The organism is Micromonospora sp. NPDC049139 (assembly GCF_055586845.1).
This window is the reverse complement of record NZ_JBVJHK010000027.1, coordinates 51550-67637: the sequence shown is the minus strand read 5'-3', so window position 1 is coordinate 67637 and position 16088 is coordinate 51550. Positions and strand designations below refer to the sequence as shown.

Below are 16088 nucleotides of genomic sequence, written 5' to 3'. Positions count from 1 at the left end.
ATGGAAACTGCCCAGCAACTGACCAAGCCGCCGAGCGAAGACGGTCTTGCCGGCACCGCCGAACCCTTCCACGCCGACCAGTGTCGGCCGCTCTGGCCGCTCGCCCTGGCCGATCAGGGCCGCGATCTGCGCCATCTCCAGCCCCAACACGGGACCCACAAGTTGCCGCTCATGATGCCCCGCCGTCACCTCAGCCGCCACCACCCCTTCCACCAGGTACGGCACGTTGGCCGCACGCTTCCAGGGCCAGTATCGACCCCGAAACCCTCGACTGGCCACCCGCCATCCCCGACGAACAGGATCAGCGAGAGAAAAGCTGGACGGTGCCAGCCACGGCCGCGCCGCCGAAGATGTAGAGGTCCGCGGCAGGGATGGGGGCCGCCTCCAGACCTGCTCTAGCCCCCGACTAGCCCGCTTGGGTGCGATGGGTCGAACAGGGCAGAGCGGGCACTCGTTCGGGCGGGCGGCCGCCGGTACTGCCGGAAAGCTCATCGATAGCCTTTAGCGGCCTTGACGATCTGCGGGCTGACCACGATGGCGTACCCGACGAGAAGCGCCGACGTGAGCCCGAGCAGCAGGCCGGGTTCGGTGACCACCAGCGTCACCACGATGGCCAGCGTGATTCCCGCCAGGCCAACGATGAACCGGCGCCGGGGCAAACGACCGAGAGCGAAGCGGTGCAGACCCAACCCACACAGCATCCACGTGACGATCGACCCGCCCAGCACGAGTCGCGCGTTGAGCGGCATCTGACGCGACTGACCGATCTCGTACACCACAACGCCCAGCGCCCATCCAAGGAAGAGCACGGCCGCGCCAGCGGGTGAGTGGAGATAGGCGTAGCCCTGACCGCTGCCCAACTGCGGCACGGCGAGCCTGCTGTTCACGTAGGTGGTGTAAATCCACCAGATGCTGGCTGGCAGAAGGAAGGCCGCAAAGGCGGCGGCCACCACGCGGGCGGGCGGGTGGGCGGTGGGTACCGCGTCACGCAGGTTGGTCAGCGTGGCGCCGAGCAGAATGATGGTGAACTGCCCCAGCCGTTCAGGCAGGTGGGTGCTGTGTACGGGATGGCGGCGCAGCCAGCGGCGGCCGAGCCACGGGGTGAGCAGCTCGATAGCCAGGGCGGTGATCCACACTGCCGGCCGTACGGTCGGGGAGATGGCCAGTGACCCAGCCCAGAGCAACCACCCGGTACCGAATCCGGTGAGATAGACGGCGACCAGATCCCAGGCGGACCGGTCGGCTGCGAGGACTCGCAGGTACATCAGGAGCAGACAGCCACGCACGATCAGGTACCCGACCGGCAGCAACAGGCCGGAGGGGGCCTGCTGCACGCCGAGGGCAATGGCGCCAGCACCAACCGTCGCAGCCAGCACGAGCAGTCGGTGCAGAGTGTCGTCCGGGTCGTAGCGGGTGTCGTAGAAGGACTGGCCGATCCATGACCACTGGATGAGCACGTAGAGGACGATGGCAACGGCGAGTTCTTGGACACTCGGCGATGCCCGGGTGTCCAACCGCGCGGTCACGCCCAGCAGGGCCAGGACGAATACCAGGTCGAAGAAGAGTTCAAGCCAGGTGGCATGCCGCTCTTCGTTCAGCTCCGGCCCGCCGGGGTAGCGTAGCCCCAGCAGACCGGCGGTACGGGACAGCCGGGCCAACCTGCCACCTCCGGCCAATCGCCCACCCCCTACGCCGTCACCACCATTGGTAATCATCGCCTAACGGGTCGTGCCATCATGCCGAGAGACCCACCCTGCTGCGCCGGCTCCTGCCGCGGCTGAGCCACCGAGTTGCGCAGCGTCTCGTGGTCGACACCCGACCCCGGGCCCACGTCCGGATCGTTGCGGCAGGAAACGAGCGGCAGTCCGGCATTGCCGCAGCGCTCGACGGCACAGGCACCCGATCCAGCAGTCCCCCCGTCAGGCTTCTGCGATGGGCCGACTGGCGGCACCCGTCCCGCGTCGTCTGACAGCCGGGGCAGCCATTCCGCCCTGCCCGGACAAATCCGGTACCCACCCGTCTCGGCTCGGCTCGGCTCGCCGAACTCATGCGACAGCCTGGTGTAGACGCCGATCGAGGTGGTATTCGGATGCCCCTGGCGAGAAACGGAGGCCCATGTGGCTGTCAAGACTAAGGAGCGGGTGGGCATCGCAGGTGTCCGGCCGTTCACGATTGAGGTCGCCGAGGCGGAACTCGAGGCGCTGCGCACGCGCATCAGGGCCACGCGCTGGCCCGAGAGGCAGACCGCCGATGATCAGTCGCAGGGCGTACCGCTCGAAACAAGCCAGGCGCTCGCGCGCTATTGGGAGAAGGAGTACGACTGGCGCAACGTCGAGGCGAGGCTGAATGCACTACCGAACTTCATCACCGAGATCGACGGGCTCGACATCCACTTCATCCACGTCCGATCGAAACACGAAGGCGCCCTGCCCCTCATCGTCACACACGGCTGGCCCGGCTCGATCATCGAGCAGCTGAAAATCATCGGCCCGCTCACCGATCCCACGGCACACGGCGCGAGCGCGTCGGACGCCTTCCATCTGGTGATCCCGTCCCTGCCGGGCTACGGATTCTCCGGCAAGCCGACCACACCGGGCTGGGGCCCGGAGCGCATCGCACGCGCCTGGATCGAACTGATGAAGCGCCTCGGCTACACCCGATTCGTCGCCCAGGGCGGCGACTGGGGCGCGCTCATCACCGACCTCATCGGCCTGCAGGCGCCCCCGGAACTGCTCGGCATTCACACCAACATGCCCGGTACGGTTCCCCCCGACATCGATGCACTGATCCAGTCCGACATCACCGGGATAAACAAGGCACTCAGCAAGCTGCCCTCCAACCTCTCAGAAGAGGAGAAGCGCGCCTGCGGGCAGCTCGACTTCTTCTGGAAACATGGGGCGTACGCCCTCGTGATGGGGACGCGCCCCGAGACGTTGACTGGACTCGCGGACTCGCCCATCGCTCTGGCGAGCTTCATGGTGGACCATGACGCAGCCAGCCTGGAGCTGATCTGCCGGGCCTTCGCCGGCCAACCCGGCGGCCTCACGCGAGACGACATCCTCGACAACATCACCCTCTACTGGCTGACGAACACCGGGGTTTCCGCAGCTCGTCTCTACGCGGAGAACAAGTTGTCCTTCTTGTCCGCGAAAGGCGTCTCCGTGCCGACCGCCGTGAGCGTATTCCCAGACGAGCTCTATCAGGCGCCGCGGAGCTGGGCGGAGCGGGCGTACCCCAACCTCATCCACTACAACCGGCTCGATCGGGGCGGGCACTTCGCGGCATGGGAACAACCGCAGCTCCTCACCGAAGAGCTTCGTGCCGGTTTCCGCCCGCTCCGCTAGCCGATGCGGTTCGAGTATGCCGACCGTGGTGTCGGGTACGCGAAACGGACTGACGACTGCGAGGGGGAGGCATGGACGGCGCACGGATCCCACCCGGATTCACGGAACAGACGGCGCGGGTCAGTCAGATCACCATCAATTATGTACGGGGTGGTCAGGGTGGGACATTGGTCCTGCTGCACGGCTATCCGCAGACGTGGTTCATGTGGCGCAAGGTTCTGCCGGAGCTTGCCAAGCGGTACACCGTCATCGCGCCCGACCTGCGCGGCGCCGGCGGGAGCGACGCCCCGGCAAGCGGATACGACAAGAAGACCCTCGCCCGGGACGTACACGACCTCCTCGCCCAACTCGGGCTCGACCGGGACATCTGCCTGGTCGGCCACGACGTCGGCGCCATGGTTGCGTACGCGTACGCCGCCGCCTATAGCGATCAGGTGAGCAAGCTCGTCCTCACCGAGGCGCCCATCCCCGACCAGGGCCTGTATCAGGCTCCGTCACTCACTCCGAGCGGGCCGGGCCTGTGGAATTTCGGGTTCTTCAGCCTCCCGAACGGGCTGCCGGAGCAGATCGTGGCCGGCCGGGAGAAGCTTTGGGTCGATCGGTTCACCGACTCGATGGAGGTGCAGAAGACCGGCATCGGCGCGGACGAGGTCGCAGAGTACGCCCGATACCTTCAGGACGATGCCCACCTGCGGGCAAGCTTCGAGTATTTCCGCGCCCTTCCACAGGACGTCGCCGACAACGCCGAGTACGCCAAGACGAAACTCGCCATGCCGGTGCTCGCCCTCGGCGCCCGGGCGAGCCTAGGGGACGCCGTATCCCAACAGGCCGCCCATTACGCCCTCAACGTGAGCGGCGTCGTCGTTGAGGACTGTGGCCATTGGATCTTCGAGGAACGCCCTGCCGAACTCACGAGCCAACTGCTGGCGTTCCTCCAACCGGCCTGAAGGGGCGCGACCGCAACCGCTCTCGCCATGAACCAGGACCAGCGCGTGCAGGCCGGGCTCGGCCTCGACGGCCCGATGCAGTCGGTGCCACCGGTCACCGAGATCGACCGGCCGTTCATGCTGATGACCGCAGAGTTCACCCGGGCCGCCGAGCCGAGCGTCGAGCAGTTCTGGTCGAACCTGCGCGGATGGTGGCTCAACGTGCAGGCCGCCGGCGCGACGTACTCGTCGTACTGCGACCACCAGTGGCTGATCCCGCAACTGGCAAGGCTCATCGGGATGAGCGACGAGGACCTCGCCGGCTGGATCGGCACCCTCGACCCGGCCCGGGCGGTGCGGATCCAGCAGGCGTACCCGCTCGCGTTCTTCGACCTGCACCTACGCCACCGGGGACACCTGCTCAACGGCCCGAACCCGGCCTTCCCGGAAGTGCAGTTCATCGTCTGACACGCTTCAAGCAGCTCAAGTGACGTCGCCGCCGCAGCCAGCGCCGGCGGGATCCCCCTGGCCGTGATCCTCACCGGCGGCAACCGCAACGGCGTCACCAACTCGTCCCACTGATCGACAAGACCCCCACCGATCCGCGGCGTCCGTAGTCGACTCCGCCGACGCCGCCGCCGTGGTGGAGTAGAGCCGCCATGGTTTGGTGGCGATGCAGCAATGTGCGCGCGTGGTACCCGACAGCTTCCGGCGGCAGCGCTTGCGGCGGTCAGCTCTGCTGGTAGCTCACTGCGGCGAACCCGCACGGCTGGTGCAGGTGCAGGTAGTAGGCGCCCTCGCCGAATTCGTCCAAGTCTGCGCCGCCGATCAAACCCACGTAGTCCATCGGTTGTCCGCAGCCTGGGCAGTCGGCGTGCTCGGCGTCCTGGATCCAGTCGGGGCGGCCGCCCAGGGTCGAGCCGCCTCGATTCCAGGCGCTGGCTTGGTAGGGGCTGGGCAGAGCCGGTCCTGGTACCGGCAGCAGCGCCGGCGGGTCCTCCGGTTCGGCCGCATCGGGTAGGTAGCTGGGGCGGGTGTTGCCGGCCCACCAGGTAGCAGCACCGTTGGCCGTGACCCGGCTGTACAGCGTCGTATAGCAGGCGCAGAAGTGGCAGCTCTGAATCACCAACCGGCCGGACCAGCCCGTGTGGGCCAGGGCGGCACCGATGGCGAGGTCTGCGGTGTCGAGGTCCGCGGCAGTCCAGAGCGGCGACGCGCACCACGGACAGTGGAGGCGCTCTACGCGTCGTGATGTCTCACGCATGACCCACCGGTACGCGGTGTCACCGCACAGGTCACGTCGGTTGCCGTCCGGGCCGACCACCCAACCGCCCTCCTGCGCGTAGCTCAGCGGCCCGACGTGCAGCTTGTCCGCGCCGGGCGGCGGCTGGATCGACCAGCGACGCATGGCGCTCTCGGCGAGCGGATGAGCACTGTGTGCCAGGACAAGGAGCAGGTGATTGAGCCGGTCCGGCGTCTGCCCGCCGTCGATCTGCTCGATGACCCGGCGGACCACGTCGGCACCTGCCGCTCGGTACAACTTCGCCGGCCACAACACGTCGAGGTCCAGCAGGAGGCCCTGGTGCGGGGTCAGCCTCCGCGGATCGGTGTCCGCGATTGCGCACAACTCCTCGATCGCATCGTCGTCCTCGGAGGCCGTCCTCCTGATCAAGTCCTCGATCACAAGGGGGATGGTAGTCATGTCGATCAGCCTGCCCCGTAATGGACCGACGTCCTCGGCATCGCAGCACGCAGGGCGCCGGTGTCCCCATCAGCCGCGGTCCATTCGCTATGCGACGCGAAGCCCACACCGGCTCTTCGGCATGCGGACCTGGCACCCCTCCGTGTCAAGAGGCGGCGAGGAGTGGTGGACAGCCGGCGCTTGAGTGCGCGCATCACGCGGAGCTTCCTGCCCGCGGAGCCTGTCGCGTACGTCGTCGGCCTCGTCACCGAGTTGGAGATCCTTCCGCCCGTGGAGCAAGCTCGGATGCGCGCTGCCCCGGCGGCGCTGGTCGCCGCGGTTGACCGAGTCACCGGCGTACTCAGTCGCCGCCGATCTGGCCCGCGCCGTTGAGGTAGGTGAGAACGGCGAGGACGCGGCGGTGGCCGCTGTCGGTGACGGCGAGGCCCAGCTTGTTGAAGATGTTGCCGATGTGCTTGTGTACGGCGTTGGCGGTGATGACAAGCCGGTCAGCGATGGTGTTGTTGTCGTGTCCCTGGGCCATCAGCGCGAGTACCTCGCGTTCGCGGGGGGTGAGGACGGCGATCGGGTCCCTGCGGTGGGCGAGGAGTTGGGCGATGACCTCGGTGTCCATGGCGGTGCCACCGGCGGCCACCCGGCGCAGCGCGTCGACGAACTCATCCACCCGGCTGACGCGATCCTTGAGGAGGTAGCCGACGCCGCCGCCGGTGGTGGCGAGTAGTTCGGCGGCATACTGCTGCTCGACGTACTGCGACAGCACCAGGACCGGTAGGCCAGGGTGCTCTCGACGGGCCCGCAGGGCGGCTCGGATGCCCTCGTCGCGAAATGACGGCGGCAGCCGGACATCGACGATGGTGACGTCGGGCCGATGGTCCCGGACGGCGGTGAGGAAGCCCGCCGCGTCGCCCGCGATGGCGGCGATGTCGAACCCCACGCTGTTGAGCAGGAGTTCCAGCCCGCTGGCCAGCAGGACGTTGTCTTCGGCGATTACCACCCGCACGGCAGCTCCATGGTGATCGTCGTCGGCCCGCCGGCCGGGCTGTCGATGTCGATGGTGCCGTCGAGCGCGAGCACCCGGCGACGGATCCCGGCAAGGCCGGTGCCCCGCCGATCGTCGGCGCCGCCGGTGCCGTTGTCGGTGATCGCCACCGACAACCGGTCTGCCGTTCGGCTCACCCGTACGCCGGCCGTGGTCGCCTGGCTGTGCTTGGCGACGTTGGTGAGTGCCTCGGCGACGGCGAAGTAGACGACGGCCTCCACGGCCGCCGGTACCTTTTCGAGGTTGCCGATCTCCAGTCGGGTTGGCACGCCGCAGCGGGCCGTCACCGCGGTCAGTGCGCCGGTGAGGCCGCGGTCGGCGAGGATCGGCGGGTAGACGGTCCGGATCACCTCGCGGAGTTCGGTCATCGCCTCTTCGGTTCCTTCGTGTGCGTCCCGAAGAAGGTCTTCCAGGAACTGCTCGTTTCGCGGATTGTTGGTCAACGCCTGTCGGGCCACGGCCAGCCGCATCGCGATGGCCACCAGCCGGGCCTGGGTGCCGTCGTGCAGGTCGCGTTCGATCCGGCGCAGCTCTGCACCGTGTGCGTCGAGCACGTCTGCCCGGGTGCGGGTCAACACGGCTCACCGGCCCGTGACGCTGTTTCCATCGCAGGTGCACGATCTTGCGCACTACCGGCTGGGGTGTTCTGGTGGGGCTGCGGTGTGGCCGCGATGGCCTGTCGGTCATGGCGGCAACACCGTGCGCGGCATACCGCACGGCCCACCACTTCGCGGTTGGCCAGGACACGTCATAGCGCTCGGCCGCTCGGGCTATCGGCCAGCCGTTGTTCACGATCAGACGCGCCAGGCGGAGACGCGCAAGGAGTCACAGCGGCGTCAACGTGGGACACGAAGGCCTCCAGGTTGTCGGAGCGGTTCCTTGACAGTTCCACCCCACAATCGGAGGCCTTCGTCATCACGTCTATCTACGTCGTGTCGTCACACCATCTCAACCAACGTCCCTGGGCAGTACAGCTAGGGCGCCGTACTTTCTGGAGTCCTAGCCTGCACCGGGATCCACTCGCCCTCGTTAGCCCGATGACCGGTCGGCTCCGGTCAGCCGTTCTTACTGACCGGAGCGGTACCCACCACGTAGTTGGTGCCAACCTCGACGCTGTTGGGGATTTCCCGGCTGGTGTGGGTGTCGCAGTTGACGATGTTCCAGTGCAGGTGAGGGCCGGTTACGTTGCCGGTCGCCCCGGATGTTCCGATCCGCTGCCCCTGCGCTACGCGGTCACCGGTATTGATGATCGTGGCACTCAGGTGGGCGTACTGTGAGCACCGGTTGTTGCCGTGGTCGACGAGTGCCATGATCCCGCCGCCGCCCGCCCAGCCCTCGAAGCGGATGGTGCCCGCGGCGGACGCGAGGATCGGTACGCCGACCGGCATGCCGAAGTCGATGGCGTGCCGGTTGTAGGCATCGTTGTGGGAGAAGCTGCTGCCCGCCGCCTGGGTGATCGTGTAGGCACGGCCAGCGGCGAACGGGAACTTGAACGGCGCGGAGCTGCTCCCACAGAGCGGGACGACCGGACCGTTCGAGCCGGTCTCCAGGAATCCGTCGGAGACCCACCCGCCGCTCGAGAGTCGGTCCCAGATGTTGGTGACACCGGCAAAGCCCTGGACAGAATCCCCTCGAACGTGGCAGGTGATGGTGACGACGCTACCGTTGGGGACACTGCCGATTACCGCCCCGCTCAGCGCCGGGGCGTTGCGGATATTCAGTGGCAGCCCACTGGGTACGTACACCCTGACCTGGGCGGCGGCATGTGCCGGCACAGCGGATAGGGCTATGGCCAGGCAGGAAACCACGGCAGCGACCAGGATCTGCGTTATGCGGCGCAGGGAACTCACCTCCGACTAGCCCACCGAGGCAGGCGATTGACCATCATCAACAGCGGCGATGCTACAGAGGTTGAATTGGATGCGGTGCGGCGTGTCGGCATGCCCTTGGTCGTTGGTGACGCATCTGGCTCGGGGTGCGCTATCCCGGTGGTGGTGGGCTGACGGCCGCGAGCCGGGCTCATGCGGTCCATGCGCGCCGACGTGGGGATGTCGCTCACCGATACCAATCAGCGAACCGTTCCGAGTAAGACTCTGATCACCAGGAGTACCGTCCGGAACGGACGGTCGTAGACCGAAATCGCCATGATAGGCGGGACGAATGCGAAACTGCCCGTCGGCGACATCGTCTGCGCGCACCTGCGAGGGGGTGGGGAGCTCGGCAAGAGATGGGCGGTTGCCGGCCGAGGGCCGTTGGGGGGCAACGCGCTGGGCGATCTCCGCGCTGTGCTGCGGCAGGAACACGGACGCCACCAGGTGAGCCTGCTGGGAACGCCCCATGGTGGGCGACTCGCGCTCCTGGCCGCGATGCTGGATCCAGGCCTCGTGGAGCGCGTCTGCGTCACCTCACCGATCACCCATCTTCGGGCCTACCTCGCATCCCGGCTCGGGCAGAAGCATCGCGTCGAGTTCCCGGACGACGACGATCTCGACGCCTACGACCCGATCAGCACGATCGCGCGATGCGATCGAGGCCCGCTGCCGCAGTTGATGACCATCTGCGGCGCGGTCGACTCCACGGTCACCGGCCAGAAGCCCGAGGAATTCGCGAAGCGCTGGCGAAAAGCGGGTGGTTCCTGCGACATCGTGTGGCATGCCGGTGGCCACTACGCTCCGTCTGCACTTGAGATTGAACGCGTCGAACAGGCGCAAGCGTCGTTTCTCGGTCTTGTTGCGCCGCGGATCTGACGAGATCGGGGCTTCTTGCTGACCGTGCGTGTTCATGACAGATGTCATTTGCGCCGGTGACGGGCGTGGCTGGCCGCTTCCGGGGCACCTCGGGAGAGTTGAGGCGTGCTTGATTCGCAATCGCAGACCCGCATGTCGGGTGTCCCCGTCGCCTCACCTGTCGTCGTCGTGGAGGGGGTGTCCTGCGCGTACGGCGAGTTCGTCGCGGTCGATGACGTCACCCTGTCCGTCCAGGCGGGACAGATCCATGCGCTGCTCGGGACGAACGGGGCGGGCAAGACCACCTTGCTGGAGAGCATCCAAGGATTCGATCCCCCACGCGGGCGCACTGCGGGTGTTCGGTCGGGATCCGTGGCGGCACCGGACGGTCGTGGCGGGGCGGACCGGAACGATGCTGCAGGAATCCGGGCTGGTGGACGAGATGACGGTCGGTGGCCAGTTGGCCCTTTGGCAGGGCCTGAGCATCCGAGAGGACTCGATCGACCGGGTTCTCGACGTCGTGGGGCTGGATCATCGGCGAAAGACTCCGGTTTCGGTCCTGTCCGGGGGAGAGCGACGACGGCTCGATTTCGCCATGGAGATCTGGGGCGGTCCGGAGTTCGTCGTTCTCGACGAACCCACCACGGGCCTGGACCCGCAGTCGCGCCGGACGATGTGGACGATCATTCAGGAGCTCAACGCGCAGGGATCGACGGTGTTGCTGACCACCCACTACCTCGACGAGGCGCAGCATCTGGCCGAGCACGTGACGATCCTCGACCGAGGGCGAGTCGCGCTCGAGGGCCCGATGGGAGAGGTGCTCGCGGCGATTCCCGCGCAGATCAGCTTCACCGTCTCGGCCGCGGCAGGTGCGCTCGCCGAGCTGGGCGGGCTGATCACCGGCGGCATGCACACGACGGCGGTGGACGAGGCCGACAGTCGCGGCGGGCCGGGCATCTGCAATACTGCGGCGAGGAGTTCACGCCCGGGAGTCGAAGCCGGACCGAGGCTCATGAGGTCGGCAGCAAGGCTCCGTTTTGCTTGGGGCCTGCTTGTCTGTTCGTTGTCTGCCCATCTCGTCATGGTTCAACAATCCCAGTGCTGGACATGTTCGGGCAGACACGGGTGTCATCTGTCAAATGACATCTGTCATCAACACCGAGGATGCCCGATGACGAGCCCGGGTCCGGACGAGGCCACGGGGATCGGCAGCTCGTCCCAATGAAGCGGCCTGAGTAAGACTCTGGTCACCAGGGGTGCTGTCTCCCTTCTTCAGGAAGCGTCCTGCGAGACACCATATCGGTTAACCGGCAAGCTAACCAAGTGCCCCACAAATACGTCAACAGCATTACAACTGCCCGAAATTTATTCGATGAACACCTTCACGGAGTCGGCTAGCCCGTCGTTTCTGTTGATGCCGACGAAGAATTCGCCCCCCACATGGGTAACATCTTCGATCTCGTCGGTTAAGTTGTTCCCCGGAATTCCGATGTCGCTCTCCACATCGCCTCCAGACCAGTTGTACTGGTACACCCAGTTCCACCCGGTAGTGGGCGTTGAGGTGTTGATTGACTTGGTGTTCCAGATGTAGTTCTCGGAGCAGTCAATGCCTTGGTCGGAACGATTATCGTGACTCGTCAGGTTGCTCTTCACCGGCGTCCATCCACTCGTAAGCGCACCAGCGCCGGGATGGGTCCACAGGCTACCCAACCGTCGGGCAGCATATTTGCCGGCTCCGCCGGCAGCCGTCGCGCTGTAGCAGAGGCCGCTGATGTTGCCTATCGGTAGACGCACTTCCCCGGTTGCGCCAAAAGATCCGTCGGCGTTCAGGCGCACGATTGTCACCTTATCGCTCGGAAACGCGGATTGACTCCCTTGGGTGGCAATCAAGGCCGGGCCTTGGCCCAGATAGTTCGGATTGTAGGCGAGGTCGTTACCGTGGCCGAGTGTGGGCATGGAGGTTGGCGCCCCGGCGCAGACCCAGCTAGTGCCGTCCCAGGTTGAGCCGTCGCGCAACCACCTGGACAGGACGGGCTCCGCGCCGGCTGCCTTTGTGAAAACGATGTAGAGCTGGCCGCCTGGCCCTGCCACCATGCCTTGCATGACCGTGCGACCCGCCTTGCACGCACTGCTGTTCGGGATGTTCAGCCGTTCCGCCCCGCTCCTGTCCGTAGCGGCGTAGGCAGACACTGTCGGGGCAATAGCGATTCCAATTGAGAGTGTGAGCACGGTCGCGATGCTTGATATTTTATTCACTTCGGCCTCTCTCCTCTAGGGGGTAAAGTGAGAGCAGCGTATCAGTTGATGTCAAATTGTTTATGTTGCATTGTGCTGGTAGCAGCCGCGATTCGCGTACTGCTTAGCCTCGATGGTTCGCGCCGGGGGTGGCTCCTTCCGCCCGGCAGCACTGATCGCCGCTGATCGATGTCGTCTCGTTCCGGGCATGGTGGCGGGCCGTCTGTCGCGGTGGCGGGCGTGGTCTCCGGGGGGCCTCAGGTCGTTGGGGCAGCGGCTGAGCTGGTCAGCCGGGGGCGGAGTTGGCCGCGATCCGGTTGAACGAGGCGGTGATCTGTTCGGTCCAGGGCCAGGTGGCGGGGGTGCGTAGCCAGCGGCGGCGTTGGCCGCGTACGAGGCGACCTGCGGTATGCAGGATGCGGTAGCGCAGCCGTTTCGGTTCAGCCTTCGCCAGGTCGCCGTCGAGGCCGATGAGCTGCAGCCACGCGATCAGGTCGACGGCGATCGCCGTGGCGGCGCACCAGGCCTGGTTGATCGCGAACTCGCGAGAAGGTGGCCGGCGAAGGCAGGTGTCCTTGGCGCAGCGGATCCTGTCCTCGACGCGGGCGTGGGCCCGGTGGCGGGCCTCCAGCCACTGCAGTGCCCCGGGGCCTCGATCGTGGCCACCACCCGGGTCGAACTGGGCGCGGACGGCGTCGGCGTCGGGCTGGTCGAAGATCGTGCGCACCAGGGTCGCTATCCACGGCCGCGCCGACCTCGGCACCTTCGTCAGCAGGTTGCGCAGGTAGTGGGTCCTGCGCCGCTGCCACGAGGATCCCGGCAGCGCCGCCCCGATCGCGGCCACCAGGCCGGCGCGGGGCGTCGGAGGTGACCAGACGGACGCCGGACAGGCCGCGCGCGGTCAGGCTGCGTAGGAACGCCAGCCAGCCGACGCCGTCTTCGTCCGAGGCGACGTCCACGCCCAACACCTCACGTTGGCCGTCGGCGTTGACCCCGACGGCGATCAGCGCGTGGACGTTGACCGTTCGCCCGTGCTCGCGGACCTTCAGCGTCAGCGCGTCCATCACACGAACGTGTAATGCGCTGCGTCTCGAGGCCCGTGCGATGGCCGGCAAGATCGTCATCAGCTGCGTCAACCCGCTGAGCTTCGACCGCTTCGGGCCGTACGGCCGCAACGTCCTGGCCGGAAGCGCTGCCGAGGAGGCCGCCGAACTCGTCCCCTCGGCCACCGTGGTCGGGGCATTCCACCACCTGGCCGCCCCCCTCCTGCTCAACCCGGAGGCGGACCTGAGCCACGAGGACGTCCTGGTCTGCGGTGACGACATCGCCGCCAAGGAACGGGTGATGGCCCTCGCGGCCGACGTGACAGGCGGCCGCGCCCTCGACGCCGGCCGGCTGCGCCTGGCCCGGCAACTGGAACCGCTGACCGCAGTACTGATCAGCGTGAACAAGCGGTACAAGACCCGTTCCGGGCTGGCTCTGACCGGCCTGGCCCCGGCTGTCGGAAAGGTCCCCGCGTGAGACTCGCCGCCCTGCAACTTCGCGCCACCGACGACCGGGCCGAGACGATCGGCCGGGCCGCCGACCTGATCGACGACGCGGCCACCCAGGGCGCCCGGATCCTGCTGCTGCCGGAGCTGTTCGCGGTGCCGTTCGTCCAGCCGGAGCCCGACCTCGACTACTTCCAGTACGCCGAGGAACTCGACGGGCCGTCCAACCGGATGGCGGCCGAGCGGTCGAAGCGGCACCGGATGACCGTCGTCTCGTCGATCTTCGAGGCGGGGCAGGTGCCGGGGGTCTACCACAACACCGCCTGCACCTACGTCGACGGCGAACTCAAGTCGGTGTACCGCAAGTCGCACCTGCCGTTCTCCAACGGCTTCCCCGAGAAGTTCTACTTCCAACCCGGCGGCGCCGAGCCGGAAGTGGTCCAGACCGGTGAGACCGGAGTCGGCACCATCATCTGCTACGAGCGGCACTTCCCCGAGCTGAGCCGCATCGTCGCCTTACGCGGCGGGTCGGTGCTCTGCGTCCCGGTCGCCTCGGCGAGCGCCCCGATGCGTGAGGTGTTCCAGCTGGAGCTGCGCGCTCACGCCGTGTTCAACGGGCTCTTCGTGATCTGCGCCAACCGGGTCGGCACGGAGGGCGTGAAGGACTACTTCGGACTCAGCGCGGTGTACGGCCCCAACGGTGACGTGCTCGCCCAGACCGCCGACGACCGCGACGACGTGGCGGTGGCCGAGGTGGACCTGAGCCTCGTCGACCTCTCCCGCCGTCGACGCCCATTCCTCCGCGACCGGCGACCCGAGCTGTACGGCCGGTTGACCAGGATGGAACCCGACGCATGACGGACGGCTCGTGGGTGGTGGTCGTACCGGCAAAACCCTTCGCAGCGGCCAAGACCAGATGCGTCGGCCTCGACGTCTCCGAACGGAGCGCACTGGCCCGGGCGATGCTGCTCGACGTCGTCGGCAGGCTGACGCGGGCCCGTCGGGTGCGTGCCGTCGTCGTCGCCGCGACCGACCCGGAGGTGGTCGGCGCGGCGTTGGCCGCCGGCGCCGTCGTCGCCGGCACCACCTGCGGGCCGGACCTGAACCGGGAGGTCCTCGCCGCGCTCATCATCGCCCGGGAGGCGCTCCCCGACGCGCGGTTGGCCGTCGCCATGGCCGATCTTGCCGGCGCACAGCCCCCGGAATTCGACACGGCGCTGACGGCGGCCGGATCCCACCCACGGTCCATCGTCTCGGACGCCGACGGCACCGGGACCACCATGGTGACACTCACCGATCCCGGCGAGTTCCGGCCCTTCCTCGGCCCCGACTCTCGCCGCCGGTTCCTCGCCGACGGCTACCACGATCTCCCGGTGACCGCGCCCGGGCTGCGGCGGGACGTGGACACCGTCGCCCACCTGCTCTCGCTCGGGATCGACCGCCTCGGCGGGGCGGCCCGCTCGTGGGTCGGGTCACCGTCCGCCGATCGGCCGACCCCGTCCGCCGCCCGACACTGATCAACGCGACAACCGGCCCGCAGGTCGGTGCCCCACCGCCCCGGAAAGGACACGATGATCCCGATCGCCAGCCGCGCCTCCAGCGACCGCACCTGGCTGGTCGCCGTCGCCGCCAGCCTCTGGGGCTTCTCCGGCCTGCTGCGGGAACCGCTCTCCCGCCAGCTTCCGGCGCTGAGCGTGGTCCTGGCCGAACACGTCGTCCTCGTGATCCTGGTGTCGCCCTGGCTGATCCCGGCCGTACGAACCCTCGCCCGCTGCTCCGTGCGGACGAAGCTGGCCGTGCTGGTGATCGGAGCCGGCTCCTCGGCGCTGGCCACGACGCTGTTCACCGCCGCGTTCCGGCTGGGCGACCCGATCACCCCGCAGGTGTTGCAGAAGCTGCAACCAGCGCTGGCGATCGTCCTGGCCGCCGCGCTGCTCGGGGAACGGGTGAACCGGCGGTTCCCCCTCTTCGCGGTGCCTGCGGTCGCCGGCGCCTGGCTGTTGGCGTTCCCCGACCCGCTGGGGATGCACCCCCGCAGCCTCGCTGCGGCCGGGCTGGCCACCGGGGCCGCGGCGCTCTGGGCAGCCGGCACCGTCCTCGGCCGGATGGTCAGCGCCGAACTGTCCTTCCTGCACGTCACCACGCTTCGGTTCACCGTCGGACTGGTCACCCTCGCCACCTTCGCCGCGGCGACCCGCACGCCGGTCACGGTTCCGGTGGAGCTGGTACCGCGGCTGGTGCTGCTCGCGGCCGTACCGGGCCTGCTCGCCCTGTCGCTGTACTACCACGCGCTCCGGCACACGCCCGCATCGAGCGCGGCCCTGGCCGAACTGGCCTTCCCGCTGACGGCCGCCGTGGTCGGACTCACCCTGCTCGACGGGCAACTCGACACGAGCCAGTGGACCGGCCTGGTGCTGGTACTGACCTCGGTGGTCCTGCTCGCGCTGCACGAGAACCGCAGTTCGCGCCCGGCGGTGCGACAGCGGCCCGAGGACCGTGGCTGGACGCCCGCCTACCAGTCCTGACGTTCTGCACCCCGGTGGCTACGAGATCGGCCCAGCGGCTTCCGAATGGCTCCTCGGCTGGGGCGAACGCACTCTCGCGCACCGGGCGCGTGGCACAAGGC

Annotated in this window: 15 protein-coding genes and 4 pseudogenes; 9 read left to right on the top strand and 10 right to left on the bottom strand. The window is 67.7% G+C overall.

Translation table 11 applies throughout. The features are described 5' to 3' along the window. Together ACZ6Q9_RS30930 and ACZ6Q9_RS30925 are read right to left on the bottom strand one after the other, a co-directional pair. On the bottom strand, positions 1-225 hold a 225-nt coding region (locus ACZ6Q9_RS30930; protein WP_396830680.1), incomplete at its 3' end, for a hypothetical protein. Positions 226-488: 263 nt separating this feature from the next. Then, positions 489-1658, bottom strand: a complete 1170-nt coding sequence (locus ACZ6Q9_RS30925) for a low temperature requirement protein A (protein ID WP_396830681.1) — start codon at positions 1656-1658, stop codon at positions 489-491. A 483-nt stretch (positions 1659-2141) separates the two neighbouring features. Between ACZ6Q9_RS30925 and ACZ6Q9_RS30920 the strand changes: the two genes are divergently transcribed. From ACZ6Q9_RS30920 to ACZ6Q9_RS30910, 3 genes are all read left to right on the top strand, one after another. Beyond that, positions 2142-3344, top strand: a complete 1203-nt coding sequence (locus tag ACZ6Q9_RS30920) for an epoxide hydrolase family protein (RefSeq protein ID WP_396830683.1) — start codon at positions 2142-2144, stop codon at positions 3342-3344. 71 nt (positions 3345-3415) lie between these two features. Next, positions 3416-4291, top strand: coding sequence for an alpha/beta fold hydrolase (locus tag ACZ6Q9_RS30915; protein WP_466021458.1), 876 nt, complete (start codon positions 3416-3418; stop codon positions 4289-4291). 27 nt (positions 4292-4318) lie between these two features. Further along, the gene (locus ACZ6Q9_RS30910) at positions 4319-4738 is read left to right on the top strand and encodes a hypothetical protein (RefSeq protein ID WP_396830686.1); all 420 of its coding nucleotides are present in this window, start codon (positions 4319-4321) and stop codon (positions 4736-4738) included. A gap of 262 nt (positions 4739-5000) precedes the next feature. Here the strand turns inward: ACZ6Q9_RS30910 and ACZ6Q9_RS30905 are convergent, their stop codons facing one another. From ACZ6Q9_RS30905 to ACZ6Q9_RS30885, 5 genes and pseudogenes are all read right to left on the bottom strand, one after another. After that, positions 5001-5954 (bottom strand): hypothetical protein, encoded by a 954-nt coding sequence (locus ACZ6Q9_RS30905; protein WP_396830688.1) that lies wholly within the window; start codon positions 5952-5954, stop codon positions 5001-5003. Between the two features lie 358 nt (positions 5955-6312). Next, positions 6313-6972 carry a LuxR C-terminal-related transcriptional regulator gene (locus ACZ6Q9_RS30900; protein WP_396830689.1) on the bottom strand — a complete coding sequence of 220 codons (660 nt, stop codon included), beginning with the start codon at positions 6970-6972 and terminating at the stop codon, positions 6313-6315. Further along, positions 6960-7586: a sensor histidine kinase gene (locus ACZ6Q9_RS30895; protein ID WP_396830691.1), complete on the bottom strand. Its 627-nt coding sequence runs from the start codon at positions 7584-7586 to the stop codon at positions 6960-6962. Before ACZ6Q9_RS30895 ends, ACZ6Q9_RS30900 begins: the two co-directional genes overlap by 13 nt. Before the next feature lie 79 nt (positions 7587-7665). Further along, positions 7666-7818: pseudogene (locus ACZ6Q9_RS30890) on the bottom strand (helix-turn-helix domain-containing protein); the annotation flags it as partial. A 248-nt stretch (positions 7819-8066) separates the two neighbouring features. Beyond that, a complete protein-coding gene (locus ACZ6Q9_RS30885; RefSeq protein WP_393455552.1) occupies positions 8067-8861 on the bottom strand; it encodes a peptidoglycan DD-metalloendopeptidase family protein in 795 nt (264 codons plus the stop codon). 294 nt (positions 8862-9155) lie between these two features. Between ACZ6Q9_RS30885 and ACZ6Q9_RS30880 the strand changes: the two genes are divergently transcribed. Together ACZ6Q9_RS30880 and ACZ6Q9_RS30875 are read left to right on the top strand one after the other, a co-directional pair. After that, the gene (locus tag ACZ6Q9_RS30880) at positions 9156-9758 is read left to right on the top strand and encodes a prolyl oligopeptidase family serine peptidase (RefSeq protein WP_396830693.1); all 603 of its coding nucleotides are present in this window, start codon (positions 9156-9158) and stop codon (positions 9756-9758) included. A 132-nt stretch (positions 9759-9890) separates the two neighbouring features. Continuing rightward, a pseudogene (locus tag ACZ6Q9_RS30875) lies at positions 9891-10962 on the top strand (ABC transporter ATP-binding protein). A 140-nt stretch (positions 10963-11102) separates the two neighbouring features. Here the strand turns inward: ACZ6Q9_RS30875 and ACZ6Q9_RS30870 are convergent. From ACZ6Q9_RS30870 to ACZ6Q9_RS30860, 3 genes and pseudogenes are all read right to left on the bottom strand, one after another. Then, positions 11103-11966: a hypothetical protein gene (locus tag ACZ6Q9_RS30870; RefSeq protein ID WP_396830695.1), complete on the bottom strand. Its 864-nt coding sequence runs from the start codon at positions 11964-11966 to the stop codon at positions 11103-11105. A gap of 292 nt (positions 11967-12258) precedes the next feature. Beyond that, positions 12259-12757 (bottom strand): annotated as a pseudogene (locus ACZ6Q9_RS30865) (transposase); the annotation flags it as partial. Beyond that, positions 12646-13068, bottom strand: a pseudogene (locus ACZ6Q9_RS30860) (transposase); the annotation flags it as partial. The pseudogenes ACZ6Q9_RS30860 and ACZ6Q9_RS30865, both read right to left, overlap by 112 nt. An 8-nt stretch (positions 13069-13076) precedes the next feature. Here ACZ6Q9_RS30860 and ACZ6Q9_RS30855 point away from each other — a divergent pair. The 4 genes from ACZ6Q9_RS30855 to ACZ6Q9_RS30840 are packed head-to-tail and all read left to right on the top strand — an operon-like array spanning position 13077 to position 15987. Next, the gene (locus ACZ6Q9_RS30855; RefSeq protein ID WP_396830697.1) at positions 13077-13493 is read left to right on the top strand and encodes an NADPH-dependent F420 reductase; all 417 of its coding nucleotides are present in this window, start codon (positions 13077-13079) and stop codon (positions 13491-13493) included. Further along, positions 13490-14320 (top strand): carbon-nitrogen hydrolase family protein, encoded by an 831-nt coding sequence (locus ACZ6Q9_RS30850; RefSeq protein WP_393455477.1) that lies wholly within the window; start codon positions 13490-13492, stop codon positions 14318-14320. Before ACZ6Q9_RS30855 ends, ACZ6Q9_RS30850 begins: the two co-directional genes overlap by 4 nt. Then, a complete protein-coding gene (gene cofC / locus ACZ6Q9_RS30845) occupies positions 14317-14979 on the top strand; it encodes a 2-phospho-L-lactate guanylyltransferase (protein ID WP_396830698.1) in 663 nt (220 codons plus the stop codon). Before ACZ6Q9_RS30850 ends, cofC begins: the two co-directional genes overlap by 4 nt. Positions 14980-15033: 54 nt before the next feature. After that, positions 15034-15987, top strand: coding sequence for a DMT family transporter (locus ACZ6Q9_RS30840; protein ID WP_396830699.1), 954 nt, complete (start codon positions 15034-15036; stop codon positions 15985-15987). Positions 15988-16088 lie beyond the last annotated feature (101 nt).

Coding starts and splice junctions, on each gene's coding strand:
- ACZ6Q9_RS30915 (WP_466021458.1), top strand. CDS start 3,416: ATGGACGGCGCACGGATCCCACCCGGATTCACGGAACAGACGGCGCGG.
- ACZ6Q9_RS30910 (WP_396830686.1), top strand. CDS start 4,319: ATGAACCAGGACCAGCGCGTGCAGGCCGGGCTCGGCCTCGACGGCCCG.
- ACZ6Q9_RS30880 (WP_396830693.1), top strand. CDS start 9,156: ATGATAGGCGGGACGAATGCGAAACTGCCCGTCGGCGACATCGTCTGC.
- ACZ6Q9_RS30855 (WP_396830697.1), top strand. CDS start 13,077: ATGGCCGGCAAGATCGTCATCAGCTGCGTCAACCCGCTGAGCTTCGAC.
- cofC (WP_396830698.1), top strand. CDS start 14,317: ATGACGGACGGCTCGTGGGTGGTGGTCGTACCGGCAAAACCCTTCGCA.
- ACZ6Q9_RS30840 (WP_396830699.1), top strand. CDS start 15,034: ATGATCCCGATCGCCAGCCGCGCCTCCAGCGACCGCACCTGGCTGGTC.